The organism is Vibrio sp. MarTm2 (assembly GCF_027587055.1).
GTDB classification, from domain to species: Bacteria; Pseudomonadota; Gammaproteobacteria; order Enterobacterales; family Vibrionaceae; genus Vibrio; species Vibrio sinaloensis_D.
This window is the reverse complement of the sequence record NZ_JAPPTK010000010.1, coordinates 20336-37187: the sequence shown is the minus strand read 5'-3', so window position 1 is coordinate 37187 and position 16852 is coordinate 20336. Positions and strand designations below refer to the sequence as shown.

At 46.6% G+C, this 16852-nt stretch carries 14 protein-coding genes; 9 read left to right on the top strand and 5 right to left on the bottom strand.

The annotated features are described in order from the left end of the window. The first annotated feature begins 15 nt into the window (after positions 1–15). The 6 genes from murJ to ispH all read left to right on the top strand — a co-directional run bounded on the left by murJ (position 16) and on the right by ispH (position 7754). The gene (gene murJ, locus OH458_RS16845) at positions 16–1578 is read left to right on the top strand and encodes a murein biosynthesis integral membrane protein MurJ (protein ID WP_269979195.1); all 1563 of its coding nucleotides are present in this window, start codon (positions 16–18) and stop codon (positions 1576–1578) included. Positions 1579–1648: 70 nt separating this feature from the next. Then, positions 1649–2593 (top strand): bifunctional riboflavin kinase/FAD synthetase, encoded by a 945-nt coding sequence (ribF, locus tag OH458_RS16840; protein ID WP_269979194.1) that lies wholly within the window; start codon positions 1649–1651, stop codon positions 2591–2593. A 55-nt stretch (positions 2594–2648) separates the two neighbouring features. After that, positions 2649–5477, top strand: coding sequence for an isoleucine--tRNA ligase (gene ileS / locus OH458_RS16835; protein WP_269979193.1), 2829 nt, complete (start codon positions 2649–2651; stop codon positions 5475–5477). 220 nt (positions 5478–5697) lie between these two features. Continuing rightward, entirely contained in the window at positions 5698–6201 is a 504-nt protein-coding gene (gene lspA, locus OH458_RS16830; protein WP_005475893.1) for a signal peptidase II, read from the top strand. A gap of 129 nt (positions 6202–6330) precedes the next feature. Then, the gene (gene fkpB, locus OH458_RS16825; protein ID WP_269979192.1) at positions 6331–6762 is read left to right on the top strand and encodes an FKBP-type peptidyl-prolyl cis-trans isomerase; all 432 of its coding nucleotides are present in this window, start codon (positions 6331–6333) and stop codon (positions 6760–6762) included. Between the two features lie 26 nt (positions 6763–6788). Then, positions 6789–7754 carry a 4-hydroxy-3-methylbut-2-enyl diphosphate reductase gene (ispH, locus tag OH458_RS16820; RefSeq protein WP_038137477.1) on the top strand — a complete coding sequence of 322 codons (966 nt, stop codon included), beginning with the start codon at positions 6789–6791 and terminating at the stop codon, positions 7752–7754. 113 nt (positions 7755–7867) lie between these two features. Here ispH and OH458_RS16815 read toward each other — a convergent pair whose 3' ends face one another. Continuing rightward, positions 7868–9352, bottom strand: a complete 1485-nt coding sequence (locus OH458_RS16815) for a carbon starvation CstA family protein (RefSeq protein WP_005475862.1) — start codon at positions 9350–9352, stop codon at positions 7868–7870. A 201-nt stretch (positions 9353–9553) separates the two neighbouring features. Between OH458_RS16815 and OH458_RS16810 the strand changes: the two genes are divergently transcribed. Beyond that, the gene (locus OH458_RS16810; protein WP_005475877.1) at positions 9554–9895 is read left to right on the top strand and encodes a DUF2799 domain-containing protein; all 342 of its coding nucleotides are present in this window, start codon (positions 9554–9556) and stop codon (positions 9893–9895) included. A gap of 38 nt (positions 9896–9933) precedes the next feature. Here OH458_RS16810 and murQ read toward each other — a convergent pair whose 3' ends face one another. Together murQ and OH458_RS16800 are read right to left on the bottom strand one after the other, a co-directional pair. Continuing rightward, a complete protein-coding gene (gene murQ / locus OH458_RS16805) occupies positions 9934–10863 on the bottom strand; it encodes an N-acetylmuramic acid 6-phosphate etherase (RefSeq protein WP_269979191.1) in 930 nt (309 codons plus the stop codon). A gap of 8 nt (positions 10864–10871) precedes the next feature. Beyond that, complete coding sequence (locus OH458_RS16800; RefSeq protein WP_269979190.1) at positions 10872–11987, bottom strand: anhydro-N-acetylmuramic acid kinase; 1116 nt, start codon at positions 11985–11987, stop codon at positions 10872–10874. A gap of 100 nt (positions 11988–12087) precedes the next feature. On the opposite strand from OH458_RS16800, the gene nagZ reads away from it, so the two are divergent. Further along, positions 12088–13074: a beta-N-acetylhexosaminidase gene (gene nagZ, locus OH458_RS16795; RefSeq protein WP_039486397.1), complete on the top strand. Its 987-nt coding sequence runs from the start codon at positions 12088–12090 to the stop codon at positions 13072–13074. A gap of 45 nt (positions 13075–13119) precedes the next feature. On the opposite strand, the gene btsR is transcribed toward nagZ, so the two are convergent. Then, positions 13120–13839 (bottom strand): two-component system response regulator BtsR, encoded by a 720-nt coding sequence (gene btsR, locus OH458_RS16790; RefSeq protein WP_005475860.1) that lies wholly within the window; start codon positions 13837–13839, stop codon positions 13120–13122. Positions 13840–13848: 9 nt separating this feature from the next. Next, positions 13849–15525 carry a sensor histidine kinase gene (locus OH458_RS16785; protein WP_269979189.1) on the bottom strand — a complete coding sequence of 559 codons (1677 nt, stop codon included), beginning with the start codon at positions 15523–15525 and terminating at the stop codon, positions 13849–13851. 236 nt (positions 15526–15761) lie between these two features. On the opposite strand from OH458_RS16785, the gene OH458_RS16780 reads away from it, so the two are divergent. Continuing rightward, the gene (locus OH458_RS16780; protein ID WP_005475883.1) at positions 15762–16832 is read left to right on the top strand and encodes a 3-deoxy-7-phosphoheptulonate synthase; all 1071 of its coding nucleotides are present in this window, start codon (positions 15762–15764) and stop codon (positions 16830–16832) included. The last annotated feature ends 20 nt before the right edge of the window (positions 16833–16852 follow it).

Genomic DNA, 16852 nt, shown 5'->3' with positions numbered 1-16852 from the left:
TTTTCTGAGGTAACTGTGAGTAAACGTCTTCTAAAGTCAGGCATGATTGTCAGTGCTATGACTTTGATTTCACGCGTGTTGGGTTTAGTGCGTGATGTGGTTGTCGCAAATTTAATGGGAGCGGGTGCTAGCGCTGACGTCTTCTTCTTTGCAAACAAAATCCCCAATTTTCTGCGTCGACTTTTTGCTGAAGGTGCTTTTTCACAGGCCTTTGTTCCCGTTTTAACGGAATATCACGCCAGTGGCGATATGGATAAAACGCGCCAGTTGATCGCTCGAGCGGCAGGGACGCTCGGAGTCATTGTCTCAATAGTCACGCTTTTGGGTGTTTTAGGTTCAGGTGTTGTTACCGCGCTGTTTGGTTTTGGTTGGTTTTTAGACTGGATGAATGGCGGTCCATCAGCGGAGAAGTTTGAGCTCGCGAGTTTTATGCTCAAAATTACCTTCCCATATCTCTGGTTTATTACTTTCGTTGCGCTTTCAGGTGCCATTCTCAATACCATGGGTAAGTTTGCGGTCTCTTCTTTTACCCCTGTGTTCCTTAATGTCATGATTATTCTCTCTGCGTGGTTTATTGCTCCGCAGTTATCACAACCTGAAATCGGATTGGCCATCGGGGTATTTCTTGGCGGGTTAGTCCAATTTTTGTTCCAGTTGCCGTTTTTAATCAAAGCGGGTGTCATGGTTAAACCCCAGTGGGGCTGGCGGGATCCTGGGGTAGTAAAAATTCGCACCTTGATGATCCCTGCATTGTTTGGGGTATCCGTTAGCCAAATCAACTTACTGTTTGACACTTTTATTGCCAGTTTTCTGCAAACGGGATCGATCAGTTGGCTTTACTACTCTGACCGTTTACTCGAGTTTCCGCTTGGATTGTTTGGCATTGCGATTGCGACGGTCATTTTGCCAGCCCTGTCTCGTAAACATGTCGATGCACAAAGCCACGGTTTTGCCCACACGATGGACTGGGGGGTACGGATGGTGACTTTACTTGGTATTCCAGCCATGTTAGGGCTGATGGTGTTGGCCAAGCCGATGTTGATGGTGTTGTTTATGCGAGGTGAGTTTAGCCCGCAAGATGTGCAGTTTGCGTCAATGTCTTTGGTCGCTTACGCGTCAGGCTTGCTTAACTTTATGTTGATTAAAGTTCTGGCTCCGGGCTACTACTCGCGTCAAGACACCAAAACCCCCGTTAAGTACGGAATTATTGCAATGGTAACGAACATGGTCTTCAACGCCATTTTTGCTTGGTTTTATGGCTATGTTGGTTTGGCGATTGCTACTGCGCTTTCTGCGTTTGTGAACATGTCTCTTCTATATAGAGGTTTGCACCTTGCTGGTGTGTACCAGTTGACTCGTAAAACCTTGCTGTTCATTACCAAGCTGGTGATTGCTGGTGGGCTGATGGTCGCTGCGATCTTATGGCAACTTGAAGAGATGCAAGCGTGGCTAGAGTGGCATTTCGCCGAGCGTGTTATGTGGCTAACTGCTTTGATCGCTTTAGGTGCCAGTGTCTACCTTGTGACTCTCATGATTTTGGGTGTACGTTTAAAAGACTTAAAAGCAGCGACAGAGTAAGGTTGATTAGTATATAATCCGTCGGTTTCACGCAACATAAATATCAAATACAGGTTTTTAGCAGCTTCCAATGGAATTGATTCGAGGCATTCACAACATAAAGTCACATCATTCAGGGTGTGTTTTGACGATCGGAAACTTCGATGGTGTGCATCTAGGGCATCAAGCGGTTTTACGCCAAGTATCCGAAAAGGCAAGAGAATTAGGCTTGCCTGCGACGGTGATGACCTTTGACCCACAACCCCTGGAGTTGTTTGCTAAAGAGAATGTGCCAGCTAGGCTGACTCGACTTCGTGACAAGTTTGTCCAACTGAGCAAATTAGATATTGCGAGATTGCTGTGTGTAAACTTTAATCACCAGTTTGCCAACCAAACCGCTGACGAGTTTATTAGTGACTTGTTGGTAACGCGTTTGGGTGTTAAGTTTCTGGTCGTTGGCGACGATTTTTGTTTCGGGCGTGGAAGAGAAGGCAACTTTGCCATGCTCAAAGAAGCGGGCAAAAAGTTTGGCTTTGAAGTCGTCAGTACTCACAGTTTTTGTCTTCAGAAACTGCGCGTGAGTAGCACTGCGATCCGAGAAGCGCTTGCGCTAGATAAGCTTGACGCAGCTGCGCGAATGCTAGGGCGTGATTACAGTATCAGTGGGCGTGTATCTCATGGTCGCAAGCTAGGTCGAACGATTGGCTTCCCTACTGCAAATATTCCCCTGAAACGCAGTGTCTCACCTGTATCAGGCGTGTATGTGGTTCAAGCGCTAGGCTTGGGGGATAGACCTGTCGGCGGCGTGGCGAACATTGGCAATCGACCGACTGTGAATGGCGTGCGCCAACAACTCGAAGTACATTTATTCGACTTTCATGCCAATTTATACGGCAAACAGCTTGAAATAGTGCTTTTACATAAGCTGCGAGATGAGCATAAGTTTGACTCTTTCGACGCTTTAAAACAACAAATTGAATTGGATGCTGAGGCAGCAAGGGTGTGGCTGCGTCAGCGTGAAGACCAAGTGGTTTAGTTCGCTGCTTGGCATAATGTCTAACTGTCACCCAACACAACGGAATTAAGAATCGATGAGTGAGTATAAAGATACCCTGAACCTTCCTGAAACAGGGTTTCCGATGCGCGGCAATCTGGCGAATCGCGAGCCAGAAATGCTTAAGCGTTGGTACAAAGAAGATCTTTACGGCGCAATCCGTGAAGCGAAGAAAGGCAAAAAATCTTTCGTTCTACATGATGGCCCTCCATACGCGAATGGCGACATTCACATTGGTCACGCACTAAACAAGATTCTTAAAGACATTATTATTAAATCCAAAACACTTTCTGGTTTTGATGCTCCGTACATTCCAGGTTGGGACTGTCACGGCCTACCAATTGAACTAATGGTAGAAAAGAAAAAAGGCAAACCAGGCCAAAAAATCTCTGCGGCTGAATTCCGTGAAGAGTGTCGTAAGTACGCGGCAGGTCAGGTAGAAGGTCAAAAAGAGAGCTTCAAGCGCCTTGGTATCATGGGTGAGTGGGACAAGCCGTACCGCACGATGGATTTTTCGACAGAAGCAAACATCATCCGTGCACTAGGTAAGATTGCTGATAACGGTCACCTACTTAAAGGTTTCAAACCTGTTCACTGGTGTACAGACTGTGGCTCAGCGCTTGCTGAAGCAGAAGTAGAGTACAAAGATAAAGTGTCTCCATCTATCGACGTACGCTTTAAAGCGGCAGATGAAGCAGCGCTTCTATCTAAGTTCTCATTGAACGAAGGTCATGAAGGCGAAGGCGATATCTCGATCGTAATCTGGACGACCACACCGTGGACACTGCCTGCAAACCGAGCAGTCTGTCTACGTGATGATCTAGAGTATGTCTTGATCCAAGTAGAAGGTGAGTCGAAGGAACGTATCATCGTTGCTTCTGAGCTAGCGAAAGACGTGATGGATCGTGCGGGTATCGAGCACTTCCATAACCTTGGTTTTGCAAAAGGTAGTGACCTTGAGCTATCTCAGTTTAATCACCCATTCTACGACTTTACCGTTCCTGCGATCCTTGGCGATCACGTAACCACTGAATCTGGTACAGGTGTGGTTCACACTGCACCAGGTCACGGTCAAGAAGACTTCGCGGTAGGTAACAAGTACGGTCTAGAAGTAGCTAACCCAGTCGGCTCAAACGGCGTTTACTTGCCAGATACTGAGCTATTTGCTGGTCAGCACGTATTTAAAGCAAACGATGCAGTGGTTGAAACGCTAAAAGAGAAAGGCGCGCTTCTACATCACCACGCTTATGAGCATAGCTACCCACACTGTTGGAGACACAAAACGCCAATCATCTTCCGTGCAACACCACAATGGTTCGTCTCTATGGACCAAGCTGGCCTTCGTGCAAAAGCACTAGAGTCAATCAAAGGTGTTGAGTGGATGCCTGAGTGGGGCCAAAGCCGAATCGAAGGTATGATTGAAGGTCGCCCAGAATGGTGTATCTCTCGTCAACGTACTTGGGGCGTGCCAATTGCTCTGTTCGTTCATAAGGAGACGGCAGAACTGCATCCAAACACACTAGAGCTTATCGAGAAGGTTGCTCAGCTAGTAGAAGAAAAAGGCATTCAAGCTTGGTGGGATCTGGAAATCTCTGACCTACTAGGCGAAGAAGCAGACAACTACGAGAAAGTGCTTGATACGCTAGACGTATGGTTCGACTCAGGTGTGACTCACTACTCAGTGGTTGATGCTCGTGAGGAGTACAACGGCGCGTCGGCAGATCTATACCTAGAAGGTTCTGACCAACACCGTGGTTGGTTCCAATCTTCACTGATTTCATCTATCGCGATGAAAGACGAAGCGCCATACAAGCAAGTGCTAACTCACGGCTTCGTGGTTGATGGTCAAGGCCGTAAGATGTCTAAATCTATCGGTAACGTCGTTGCACCAAAAGATGTAACGAACAAGCTAGGTGCAGATATCCTGCGTCTATGGGTTGCTTCAACTGACTACACAGGTGAAGTTGCGGTTTCTGATGAAATTCTAAAACGTTCTGCAGATGCGTACCGTCGTATCCGTAACACAGCGCGTTTCTTCCTAGCCAACCTAAGCGGTTTCAACCCAGCAACGGATCTTGTTCCTGCTGAAGAAATGGTTGCTCTAGACCGCTGGGCAGTAGGTCGCGCTCTAGCTGCGCAAGAAGAGATTGTAAAAGCGTACGGTGAGTACAACACGCACGCTGTAACTCAGCGTCTAATGCAGTTCTGTTCTATCGAAATGGGCTCATTCTACCTAGATGTTATCAAAGACCGTCAATACACAGCGAAACGTGGCGGCCATGCGCAACGTAGCTGTCAGACAGCGCTTTACTACATCGTAGAAGCATTAGTTCGTTGGATGGCGCCAATCATGTCATTCACTGCAGATGAAATCTGGAACGAGATGCCGGGCGAGCGTGATAAGTTCGTATTCACTGGCGAGTGGTTCGAAGGCCTATTCGGTCTTGCTGAAGGCGAAGAGCTGAATAACGAGTTCTGGTCGGACGTTCAATCAGTTCGTGGTAGTGTGAACAAGCTACTAGAAGATGCTCGTAAAGAGAAGATCATTGGTGGTTCGCTACAAGCAGAAGTAACGCTTTACGCTGATGACGCTCTAGTGGTGAAACTAAGCAAGCTTGAAGATGAGCTACGCTTTGCACTACTGACTTCAGCGGCAGTTGTTAAGCCTCTAAGCGAGAAGTCTGAAGCAGCGCAAGCGACTGACGTTGAAGGTCTGTTTGTTGAAGTTAAAGCGACAGAAAACGAGAAATGTGACCGTTGCTGGCACCATACACCAGACGTAGGCACAATTGCAGGTCATGAGAAGATCTGTGGTCGTTGCGTATCTAACGTTGATGGTGAAGGTGAAGTTCGCAAATTTGCGTAATTGCTTGTCATTCTTGGCGCTGTAGCGGCGTTGACTGCATTTACTCCGGGTTGCCGGACCAGCTCCATCACATAGGACAACTATGCTCAGGAGTCTCGTAAATTTGTCGCCTTGCTACAACACCAATAATTTAGAGCAATCCGAAGTGGAACTTTATTGTTAATTTATAGCCCCAGTATCTACTGGGGTTATTTTTAGGCTTAATGCTTTAAGGGATAAGATGTCAAACATTCCATTAAAACAATCAGGTGTACGTTGGCTGTGGTTAGCCATTGTGATCTTCTTTGCTGATATAGGTATCAAGTTGTTTGTGATGGACAACATGGGGTATGGCTGGGCAAACCGTATTGAGGTATTGCCTTTCTTTAACCTGTTGTATGTTCACAACTACGGTGCGGCATTCAGCTTTCTGAGTGACCAAGCGGGCTGGCAGCGTTGGTTGTTTACCGGTATTGCGTTTGTTGTAACCGGTATGCTGACCTATTGGATGAGCAAGCTACCAAGCAAAGAGAAATGGAACAACATAGCGTATGCGATGATTATTGGCGGAGCTGTGGGTAACGTGTTTGATCGTGTTGTGCATGGTTTTGTCGTGGACTACCTGGACTTCTTCTGGGGAGATTATCATTGGCCTGCTTTCAATTTGGCAGATACGACCATTTGTATTGGTGCTGCCATGATTATTCTTGATGGCTTTCGTAACAAAGAAGAAGCTAAAGCATAATTCGTGATTGAGCGAATAACCTTAAGCGCTGTCGGTTGATTCGGGCAGCGCTTTTCTTTATGTTGAAGCGCTAATCGGTGTGCCTTTCTAGCATCGATAAAATAACAACAACGCCAAGGAAGCAGTAACGTGACGACAATTGCCCAAGACTCCGCAGTAACTCTGCATTTTACTATCAAGATGAATGACGGCGCAGTGGCTGATAGCACTCATAATATGGGTAAGCCCGCTAAATTAGTTATCGGTGATGGCAGCCTCAGTGAAAACTTTGAACAATGTTTAATTGGCTTGAAGGCCGGTGACCAGAAAGTGATTGAGCTTAAAGCCGCAGACGCATTTGGTATGCCAAACCCAGATAATATTCATTATATGGATCGTGCAAAGTTTATTGGTGATGCCGAAGTGGAAGTTGGTACGATCATGGCCTTCTCTGGCCGTGATGGTATGGAAATTCCTGGAATCATTACAGAAATCGCGGGAGACTCGGTGACGGTTGATTTCAACCACCCTCTTGCAGGGCAAGATGTGACTTTTGAAGTCGAGATTTTGTCAGTAGAATAGCGAGCCAGAGCGAAAACATAAACATCATGAGCAATGAAATGAAAATCCTTTTAGCAAACCCACGCGGTTTTTGTGCCGGTGTTGATCGAGCGATCAGTATCGTTGAGCGTGCATTAGAAATGTATCAGCCACCGATTTATGTACGCCATGAAGTCGTGCATAACCGCTTCGTTGTCGAGGGGCTTAAACAGCGTGGGGCAATCTTTGTCGAAGAGCTGCATGAAGTGCCGGACGATAACATTGTCATTTTCTCTGCTCATGGTGTGTCTCAAGCTGTACGCAAAGAAGCGAAAGAGCGTGACTTAACCGTCTTTGATGCGACTTGTCCTCTTGTGACCAAAGTTCATATGGAAGTGGCTCGCGCGAGTCGTAAGCATATGGAGGTTGTATTGATTGGTCACGCAGGGCACCCAGAAGTTGAAGGTACGATGGGACAGTATGCTAGTGACCAAGGTGGCATGTATCTGGTTGAGACACCCGCTGACGTCGTAGGGTTGAAAGACAAAGTGAAAGACCCAAGCAACCTTCATTATGTAAGTCAAACCACACTATCTGTAGATGAAACGGCGGATGTGATTGAAGAGCTACGTCGAGTATTTCCAGAGATTCAAGGGCCGCGTAAAGACGATATTTGTTACGCGACACAAAACCGTCAAGATGCGGTGCGTGAAATGGCGACAGATGTTGACGTAGTGATTGTTGTTGGCTCGAAAAACTCATCAAACTCAACACGTTTGAAAGAGCTAGCAGAAAAGCTGGGAACACCAGGTTACTTGACTGACTGCCCAGAAGATATCAAACCTGAGTGGTTCGAAGGTAAAGTGAAAGTTGGCGTAACCGCCGGCGCATCTGCACCTGAAGAGCTCGTGAATCAAATTCTTGAACGCATCAAAGAGTTGGTTGGCACCCGTTCTGTTGAAGAAATCCAAGGCCGTGAAGAAAATATGTTCTTTGAAGTGCCTAAAGAGCTACAAATCAAGCAAGTCGACTAGGTTTGCATTAAAACCCAATAAGCCAGCGTTTATCGCTGGCTTTTTTGATTTTGTCTCTCTAAAGAAAAGGCTCCCGAAGGAGCCTTAAATGTTTGCAAGCGAAGTGCATTAGCTTAGGCAGTTTCTGTGACTGCTTGTGGTTTCTCTTCATCAGCTAAGTCAGTTTCACCTTTACCTTTCGAGGTTTTGATGACGTATGCTGCGATAGCGATGGCGAAGAGGATGCCAGAGACTGTTGATACCTGAATCGGTAGGCCAAAGCCTAGTGTGCTGTTGTTAAGGATGAACGTTGCACATACCGTTGTCATGAATAGAGCCGGAACGGTTGTAATCCAGTGCATTTTGTTATGACGAAGCAAGTAAGCAGAAGCGGTCCAAAGCATCATAACGGCCGTTGATTGGTTTGCGAAGCCGAAGTAGCGCCAGATAATACCGAAATCAACTTGAGTCAAGATACCACCAATGACAAACAGTGGAACGGCCATCATTAGGCGATTACGCAGTGCTTTTTGGTCAACGTTAAAGTACTCAGCTAGGATTAAGCGGCTAGAGCGGAACGCAGTGTCACCCGATGTAATAGGAAGAATCACCACACCTAAGAAAGCAATCACACCGCCAAACACACCCAGCAAGCCAAATGAAGCGCTATAGACGACATTACCAGGGCCACCATTTTTCACGGCTTCAGATAGCGCATCTAGGTTGCCGAAGAACGATAGGGCAATCGCACACCAGATAAGAGCAATCACGCCTTCACCAATCATTGCGCCATAGAATACGAAGCGACCGTTTTTCTCATTTTCCATACAGCGAGCCATCAGTGGAGATTGCGTCGCATGGAAGCCAGAAATCGCACCACAAGCAATGGTGATAAATAGTGCTGGCCACAGAGGCATATCGTTCGGGTTAAGGTTTGTAAACATATCGCTGACTTGGAAATCACCCATCACAGTATGCTCGCTCGAGAAAGCGACCGCAGTCATCAAGCCAACAGACATGAAGATGAGAAGTGCACCAAACAGTGGGTAGAAGCGGCCAATGATCTTGTCGACAGGAACAATCGTCGCGATGATGTAGTAAGCAAAGATAGCAACAACCATAGTCGTCATGCTAACGCTTAGGCTAGTTTGATCATTGATAAGGTTTGTGATCATACCCGCCGGAGCAGAAACGAAAACGACACCAACAAGCAGTAGGAGGACAATGGCAAAAATGTTCATAAAGTGTTTTGCGCCATTACCTAAGTAACGACCTGTGATAGTTGGGACTGAAGCTCCGCCATTACGCACGGACAACATCCCTGAGAAGTAGTCATGAACTGCGCCAGCGAAAATACAGCCAATCACAATCCAAAGCATGGCAGCAGGGCCGTATAGTGCACCCATGATTGGACCAAAGATTGGACCAACCCCTGCGATGTTCAGCAACTGGACAAGGTAAACCTTTTTGGTCGACATCGGTACATAGTCGACACCATCCGTTTTCGTATGAGCAGGTGTCTGGCGTTTTTCGTTGATGCCAAACACTTTCTCAACGAAAGCTCCGTAAATAAAGTAGCCGCCAATCAATGCCGCCACACAGGTCAAAAACCACAACATAACACTTGCTCCTTAGTATTTAAGCTCACGATGCATATTACGGAAGGATTAAGAAAGAAACATTCGCTTATGAAGTGAGTGGTCGTATCCAGAATTGAACGGTATCGACGTCAGTTAAGTGGTTTTCATCGTTCGTAAGTGGCAATTTGGGGTGTTTAGTGGTTTAGTTAAATAAGAATCCAAGAAAATGAAGAAAAAACAATGAGAAAACTGATCATCGGCTTACTCTCCATCCTACTGGCAGCGTGCTCGGCCTCTCCAGAAGAGCTTGCCCAACAAGGGGATTGGTATCAAATTGGTTATCAAGATGGTGTGGCAGGTCACACTCAGCGCTCAGTCAAGAACCTTTCCCGTCTTGGTTCTGCCAAATATGGGGAATATGAACAAGGGTATATGGATGGAGTGAACGAATACTGTAACCCTAATTTTGCTTATCAGATTGGCTTATCTGGTCAATACTACGAAGGGGTCTGCGAAGGTACTCAATATGGGCAGAAATTCCGTATGGAATGGCAACGGGGTTGGAACGACTTCAACCAATAGTTGGGATTAAGGGAGAGAGGCTCTCCCTTTCGACTGAACTAGGATTGATTGTGATGATGCTGCACCGCTTTTCGTAGAAAGCCATCTTGGTGATGCAACTGCTTACGAGCAGAGGGAAGATCCATACCTGTTAGAATCATGAGAATCGCCAGTTTTACATCGTAGTCGGTCTGTTCGAGTGTGTTGGTGGCCTGATTTTTATCGCAGTCAGTGGCTTGCATCACGATTCGAGCAGCACGCGCAACCAACTTTTTATTGGTGGCTTTCACATCGACCATGAGGTTTTGGTAACTTTTACCCAAACGAATCATACTTGCTGTGGTAAGCATATTAAGCACTAACTTTTGCGCGGTACCGGATTTTAATCGGGTTGAGCCGGTGAGCGCTTCTGGGCCAACCACCGGGCTTATCGCAATGTCGGCGATATCAGCAATGGTAGAATCGGGATTACACGAAAGGGCAATGGTCGTTGCACTCATCTCATTTGCGTACTCCAATGCGCCAATAACATAAGGCGTTCGTCCACTCGCTGCGATGCCGACGACCACATCTTTCTGACTAAACTGGATTGATTTAAGGTCATCGACGCCTAAGGTGAGTGAGTCTTCCGCTCCCTCTTTGGCTTTCAAAATTGCATCTGGCCCCCCTGCGATTAAGCCTATTACCATTTGATCTGAGACGCCAAACGTTGGCGGACATTCAGACGCATCCAAAACGCCCAAGCGCCCACTGGTGCCTGCACCCATGTAGATAAGCCGACCGCCCACTTTGAAGGCTTCGGTGATTTTGTCTACAGCCAGTGCAATTTCGGGAAGCACCTTTTCTACCGCAAGTGGTACCAATTGATCTTGTTGATTAATTCTTTGCACAATCTCAAGGGAAGGAAGAAGGTCGATGTCCATAGTTTCAGGATTCCGGCCTTCTGAGACAAGGTGAGAAAGTGCAGCGATCAGTGCATCGTTAGTCATGTTAGGTCCTAATTGTCAGCAAAATATATCACACCAAGAGATACCGCTTTTGAGGCTCCGGTGACTTCGGGAAGATTACTTGGCAGATTATGCATGCGGCGATAGGCAAGCCAAGCAAAGGCCATTGCTTCCATATTGTCGCCGTCGATACCTCGGCAGTCCGTTGTTGCCACCTTCCATTGTGGTAACAAGGCTTGTAAGCGATCCATAAGGAGCGGATTACGTGCGCCGCCACCGCAGACGAGTAGTTCTGGTAACAGGCCAGAGGCAAATGCTTCGACCTGCTGAGAAATGGTTAGTGCGCTAAACTCGCATAAAGTGCGTTGGACATCTTCAGCAGATACAGAGTGCTCTGCCAGCTTGCTGTTTAGCCACTCAAGATTGAATAACTCTCTTCCGGTACTTTTCGGCGCAGGTAGCGCAAAATAGGGTTCGCTTAGAAGATCATTCAGTAGAGGCTGGTGAATATCTCCTTGTAAAGCGAATTGCGCGCCGCGATCAAACGCTAGGCCCAACTGTTTTTGACACCAAGCGTCCATGAGCATGTTCCCAGGTCCCGTATCGTAACCTAAGACGGCTTTGCCTGGTTGAACAACTGAAATATTAGCGATCCCCCCAATATTGAGGATGATCGTGGTGGCGTCTTGAGGTTCAAAGAGCGCTTGGTGAAAAGCGGGCACTAAAGGGGCACCTTGACCTCCTAACGCGATATCTTTGCGCCTAAAATCAGCAATCGTCGTGATTCCTGTGCGAGCGGCAATGATATTGGCATCACCCAACTGGATCGTAAATGGGAGTGGGGCACTAGGGTTGTGGTAGACCGTTTGACCGTGATTGCCGATGGCGCAAATTTGATCGGCTTGATAGCCACTTTTATCGAGCAAGGCTTGAATGGCGTTAGCGTAGAGAAGACCGAGCTCATGATCTAGTTGACCAATGTCGACTAAATTGGTGGCTTGACCGGTACAGACGTTAAGGACGCGCTGCTTAAGCTGTTCGGGATAAGGGTAGTCATTGGCAGCCAACAGCTTGGGCTGCCCAGAGTCCATTTCAATAATAACAGTATCGACACCATCTAGACTGGTGCCGGACATCACTCCGATATATCGCTCTTTTGTCGTCATACCCAAATTTTACTACGCCTGACAGAGATTCCATTGTAAACAGAGAATAATCCTAATACTCTCGGCAGCATAGCGAAAATTCAGTTTGGCTGGAGCAATTATGGGACCATTATGGCTGGATGTGGAAGGCTGTGAGCTAACCGCAGAAGATAAAGAAATTCTAGAGCACCCGACGGTTGGTGGCGTGATCCTTTTTTCACGTAATTATCATGATAATCAACAACTCTTGGCACTCAATCAGTCCATTCGCCGAGCGGCAAAACGTCCTATCTTAATCGGTGTCGATCAAGAAGGGGGCCGTGTACAACGTTTTCGTGAGGGCTTTACGATCATTCCTGCAGCGCAAGAGTTTGCAAAGCGAGCCGACGGTGAGGTGCTCGCCCGACAAGCTGGCTGGCTGATGGCGGCAGAGCTGATTGCTCACGATATTGATCTGAGCTTCGCGCCTGTATTGGATAAAGGGCATCAATGTAAGGCGATCGGCAACCGAGCGTTTGGCGATGATGTTGAGTCGATAGTACGTCATAGCACCGCTTATATGCAGGGGATGAAGTCAGTTGGAATGGCAACCACGGGTAAGCATTTTCCCGGTCATGGTGGGGTGGTGGCAGATTCTCATTTGGAGACTCCGTACGATCAACGTGACACAATTTTTCATGTTGATATGCAGGTATTTAAGGCTCAAATCGACAGTGGCATCTTAGACGCAATGATGCCTGCACATGTGATTTACCCCCATTATGACGATCAACCTGCTAGCGGCTCTGCGTATTGGTTGCAGCAAGTACTGCGAGAGCAACTTGGCTTTAAAGGCATTGTTTTTTCTGATGATCTCTCTATGGAAGGCGCTGCGATCATGGGCGGTCCAGCCGAGCGAGCTCACCAAGCGATGGTGGCTGGGTGCGATATGATTCTGGTGTGCAACAATCGACAGGCGCAGGTAGAGGTGTTAGATAACCTGCCGATTATGGAAACGCCGGGAGCCGAGGTACTGCTCAAGCAGCAAAGTTTTACCTTGTCGCAGGTTCAATCCAGTGACGAGTGGAAGCAAGCATCAGAAGCGATGAAACGCATTACTGAGCAATAAAATAACCGCCACATTGAGTGGCTGTTTTTTTAAGAAGTTCATAGCTTAATGGAAGCCCAATAATTCTTTGAGACTTTTGAGGTATCGGCGGCTCACGGGCAGCGGGTGATCGCTGGTGGTGACAATCTCAGCTAGTCCATTTTCTAATAGTTTTATCTCTTTAATCGCTTGGACATTGATTAAGAATTGTCGATGGCAGCGCACTAAGTTGGTTTTTTCTTCCAGTACTTTTAGTGTCAACTGAGAGGTCGCCTTTTGCTGCGCCGTTTGCACATGTACGCCACTAATATCGCTGTAGGCGAACTCGACTTCTTTGGTCGGGATGATCACGATGCGATTCAAACCAATACACGGGATTTGATCCAAACATTGTGGAGAGACGGCGCTGATTTGCTCTAACGTATTTTGCTGAGATTTGAGCAAGCGACGCACCGTTTTGTCTAGGCGTTGGGTATCCACAGGTTTGAGCAGGTAGTCAAAGGCGTTATCTTCAAATGCTTGAATGGCGAATTCGTCATACGCAGTGACAAACACCACTTTGGGCATGGTATCTGGATCTAGCATTCCAAGCAGTTCAATGCCCGTAATTTGCGGCATTTGGATATCAAGGAACACCACATCTGGCTTGAGTTGGTTGATAAACTTTAGGCCTTCAATGGCATTGCTGGCTTGGGCTATGACTTCAATTTTTCCGGTCTCTTCCAAGAGTTCTGTTAACTCTTCACGAGCAAACAATTCGTCATCAATGACTACTGCAGATAGCATGCGTGTACCTTAATACGTGTTTTCATCGGGAATGATAAAGCTCATTCGGGTCGATTGGTTCGCTTCAACTTCAATTGTGAGAGCCGCCGCACGTCCAAATTTATTGGTAAGACGTTTATCAACAATTTGCATCCCTAGTCCAACGTGCTCGTCATGGGGAGGACGATAGCTCCCCGCATTATCCTCGACTGTGATCTGCACGCCGTGTTCTTTCTGCTGGCTATAAATTTTGATTTGGCCACCTTCAAGTAGATGGGAAATACCATGTTTAATGGCATTTTCGACCAGAGGCTGCAGTGTGAAGGTGGGCAGTTTACGTTGCAGCAGGTTTTTATCAATATCGATTTCAACTTCTAGTCGATCGGTGAAGCGCGCTTTTTCTATCGTCAGGTACGCATTCACATGTGCCAACTCTTCTTCCAGCGTTACCGTCTCGATGCTTTGTTTCAAATTACTACGAAAGAACTGAGACAAATGTTGGATGAGCTCACGTGCTTTGTTGGGATCTCGCCTGACGACGGCACTGATGGTGTTCAATGCATTAAACAAGAAATGTGGGTTGACCTGAGCATGCAACAACTTAATTTCGGCTTGAGCAAGTAAGGTTCGTTTTTGTTGATAGTCACCAAACAAGATCTGGCTCGAGAGGAGTTGTGCGATACCTTCAGCCATCGACATATTGATGGTCGAGAACAGTTTACGTTTAGGCTCATAAAGCTTAATGGTGCCGATGACTTTGTCACCCGCTCGCAGCGGAATAATCAAGGCAGAGCCGAGTTTGCAGTCTGGATTGAGTGAACATTGGTAAGGCTTTTCTTTTCCATCAAGGTAGATAATGTCATTTTGGCCAATTGCATCTAAAGTGCTTTGTGATGAGATGGGAGTTTCGGGTTTGTGGTGATCATCGCCAATGCCGACAAAAGCCAGAATTTTTTGGTCATCAGTGATTGAGACGGCGCCGACATTGGTCTCTTCATAAATGATTCGAGCGATTTTTTCAGCGTTTTGACTGTTGAACCCAGAAGCGAGTATACCGACGGAGCGTTCTGCAATATTCAATGCTCGACGTGAAAAGGTGGCGGAGTATTCTTCAAAAATGGTTTTTCGATCCAGAAGGATACTCATAAACAGCGCTGCACCAACGGAGTTGGCAATTATCATTGGCGCTGCAATGGCGGAGACCAAGTCATAGGCTTGGATAAAGGGTTTGGCGACGATTAAGATGATCACCATTTGGACGATCTCGGCCACTAGTGTTACAGCAAACACGACGCTGGGGTTAAACAGTTGGTCGCTTTTCCCTTTACGCACAAGGTAGGTATGGAGTAATCCGCCAATCAGTCCTTCAGCAGTGGTCGATATGGTGCACGCCAAGTCGGTAAAGCCACCGAGCGTATAACGATGGATGCCTCCGGTTAAGCCGACAAAAAATCCCACCACTGGACCGCCGAATAACCCGCCCATCACAGCACCGATCGCCCTTGTATTGGCGATTGCATCGTTGATCTGCAATCCAAAGTAAGTTCCCATCACGCAAAATAGTGAAAACAGCACGTAAACCGTGACTTTGTGCGACAGTCGGTTGGAAATGGTAAACAGTGGCAGAAAAATGGGTGTCTTACTCAGCATGTAGGCAAGAACAAGATAGACACACATCTGCTGAAGCAGGGAGAGAATTAAGTCCATAACTTTTTCAGTTGTTGGTTTTCAACTATTTTAGAAAACTTTCCCTACAGAAAGTATGCTTGACTCGCGATTTTTATCTTTAGATGTAAAAAATACTATTTGTAAATAAAAGTTTACGCATGGTGTTTTTTTAAGTTTACGGTTGAAATCTAAATTTAGCCTGTTATTGTTTCGTTATTCCTCGCTCAATATGAAAGGATAATTGGGTGTAAAATTAAATGTACAGGTTTAAAGTTATGCAGAAAAGTGAACTCAGCAACATCAATATCAGTGAAGAACAAGTTCTTATCACACCGGAAGAGCTAAAAGCCAAAATCCCTCTGAGTGATAATGCACGTCGCTCGATTCAAGAATCACGTCAAACCGTTGCCGATATCATTCATAAAAAAGATCATCGCTTACTTGTGGTATGCGGCCCTTGCTCAATTCATGATGTAGACGCAGCAAAGGATTATGCGCGTCGCCTTAAAGCTCTTTCTGCAGAGCTAAATGACCAGCTGTACATTGTTATGCGTGTTTACTTTGAAAAACCACGTACCACTGTAGGGTGGAAAGGTCTCATTAATGACCCACACCTCGATGGTTCATTTGATATTGAGCATGGCCTTCATGTCGGCCGCGAGCTTCTAGTGGATCTGGCAGAGATGGAGATTCCACTTGCGACCGAAGCGCTGGATCCAATTAGTCCTCAATACTTGGCAGATACCTTTAGCTGGGCGGCGATCGGCGCGCGTACGACGGAATCACAAACGCACCGTGAAATGGCGAGTGGTCTATCTATGCCAATCGGCTTTAAAAATGGTACGGACGGAAGCCTTGCTACGGCGATCAATGCGATGCAAGCCGCCTCTTCGAGCCATCGTTTCATGGGAATCAATCGAGAAGGTCAAGTCGCGCTATTAACCACCCAAGGGAACCCTAATGGTCATGTGATTTTACGTGGTGGTAAGCAAACTAACTACGATTCTGTGTCTGTTACTGAGTGTGAGCAAGACATGGCGAAATCTGGCTTAGATGCCTCTTTGATGGTGGATTGCAGCCACGCTAACTCACGCAAAGATTTTCGTCGTCAGCCTTTAGTTGCAGAGGATGTGATTCACCAAATTCGTGAAGGTAACAAATCAATTATTGGCTTGATGATTGAAAGCCATATCAATGAAGGTAACCAGTCATCGGACATTCCGTTAAGTGAAATGCAATACGGTGTTTCTATTACCGACGCATGTATCAATTGGGATACAACTGAGGCACTATTACGTCATGCACACAAAGAACTTGTGCCATTTTTAGAAGATCGTCTGAAGTAATCATCGCCGACAAGAGATAA

Excerpts from the sequence above, each read along its gene's own strand:
- murQ (WP_269979191.1), bottom strand. The coding sequence starts at position 10,863 with ATGACTAACGATGCACTGATCGCTGCACTTTCTCACCTTGTCTCAGAA.
- OH458_RS16780 (WP_005475883.1), top strand. The coding sequence starts at position 15,762 with ATGCAGAAAAGTGAACTCAGCAACATCAATATCAGTGAAGAACAAGTT.
- OH458_RS16800 (WP_269979190.1), bottom strand. The coding sequence starts at position 11,987 with ATGACGACAAAAGAGCGATATATCGGAGTGATGTCCGGCACCAGTCTA.
- OH458_RS16785 (WP_269979189.1), bottom strand. The coding sequence starts at position 15,525 with ATGGACTTAATTCTCTCCCTGCTTCAGCAGATGTGTGTCTATCTTGTT.
- OH458_RS16815 (WP_005475862.1), bottom strand. The coding sequence starts at position 9,352 with ATGTTGTGGTTTTTGACCTGTGTGGCGGCATTGATTGGCGGCTACTTT.
- lspA (WP_005475893.1), top strand. The coding sequence starts at position 5,698 with ATGTCAAACATTCCATTAAAACAATCAGGTGTACGTTGGCTGTGGTTA.
- btsR (WP_005475860.1), bottom strand. The coding sequence starts at position 13,839 with ATGCTATCTGCAGTAGTCATTGATGACGAATTGTTTGCTCGTGAAGAG.
- nagZ (WP_039486397.1), top strand. The coding sequence starts at position 12,088 with ATGGGACCATTATGGCTGGATGTGGAAGGCTGTGAGCTAACCGCAGAA.
- OH458_RS16810 (WP_005475877.1), top strand. The coding sequence starts at position 9,554 with ATGAGAAAACTGATCATCGGCTTACTCTCCATCCTACTGGCAGCGTGC.
- ispH (WP_038137477.1), top strand. The coding sequence starts at position 6,789 with ATGAGCAATGAAATGAAAATCCTTTTAGCAAACCCACGCGGTTTTTGT.
- ribF (WP_269979194.1), top strand. The coding sequence starts at position 1,649 with ATGGAATTGATTCGAGGCATTCACAACATAAAGTCACATCATTCAGGG.
- ileS (WP_269979193.1), top strand. The coding sequence starts at position 2,649 with ATGAGTGAGTATAAAGATACCCTGAACCTTCCTGAAACAGGGTTTCCG.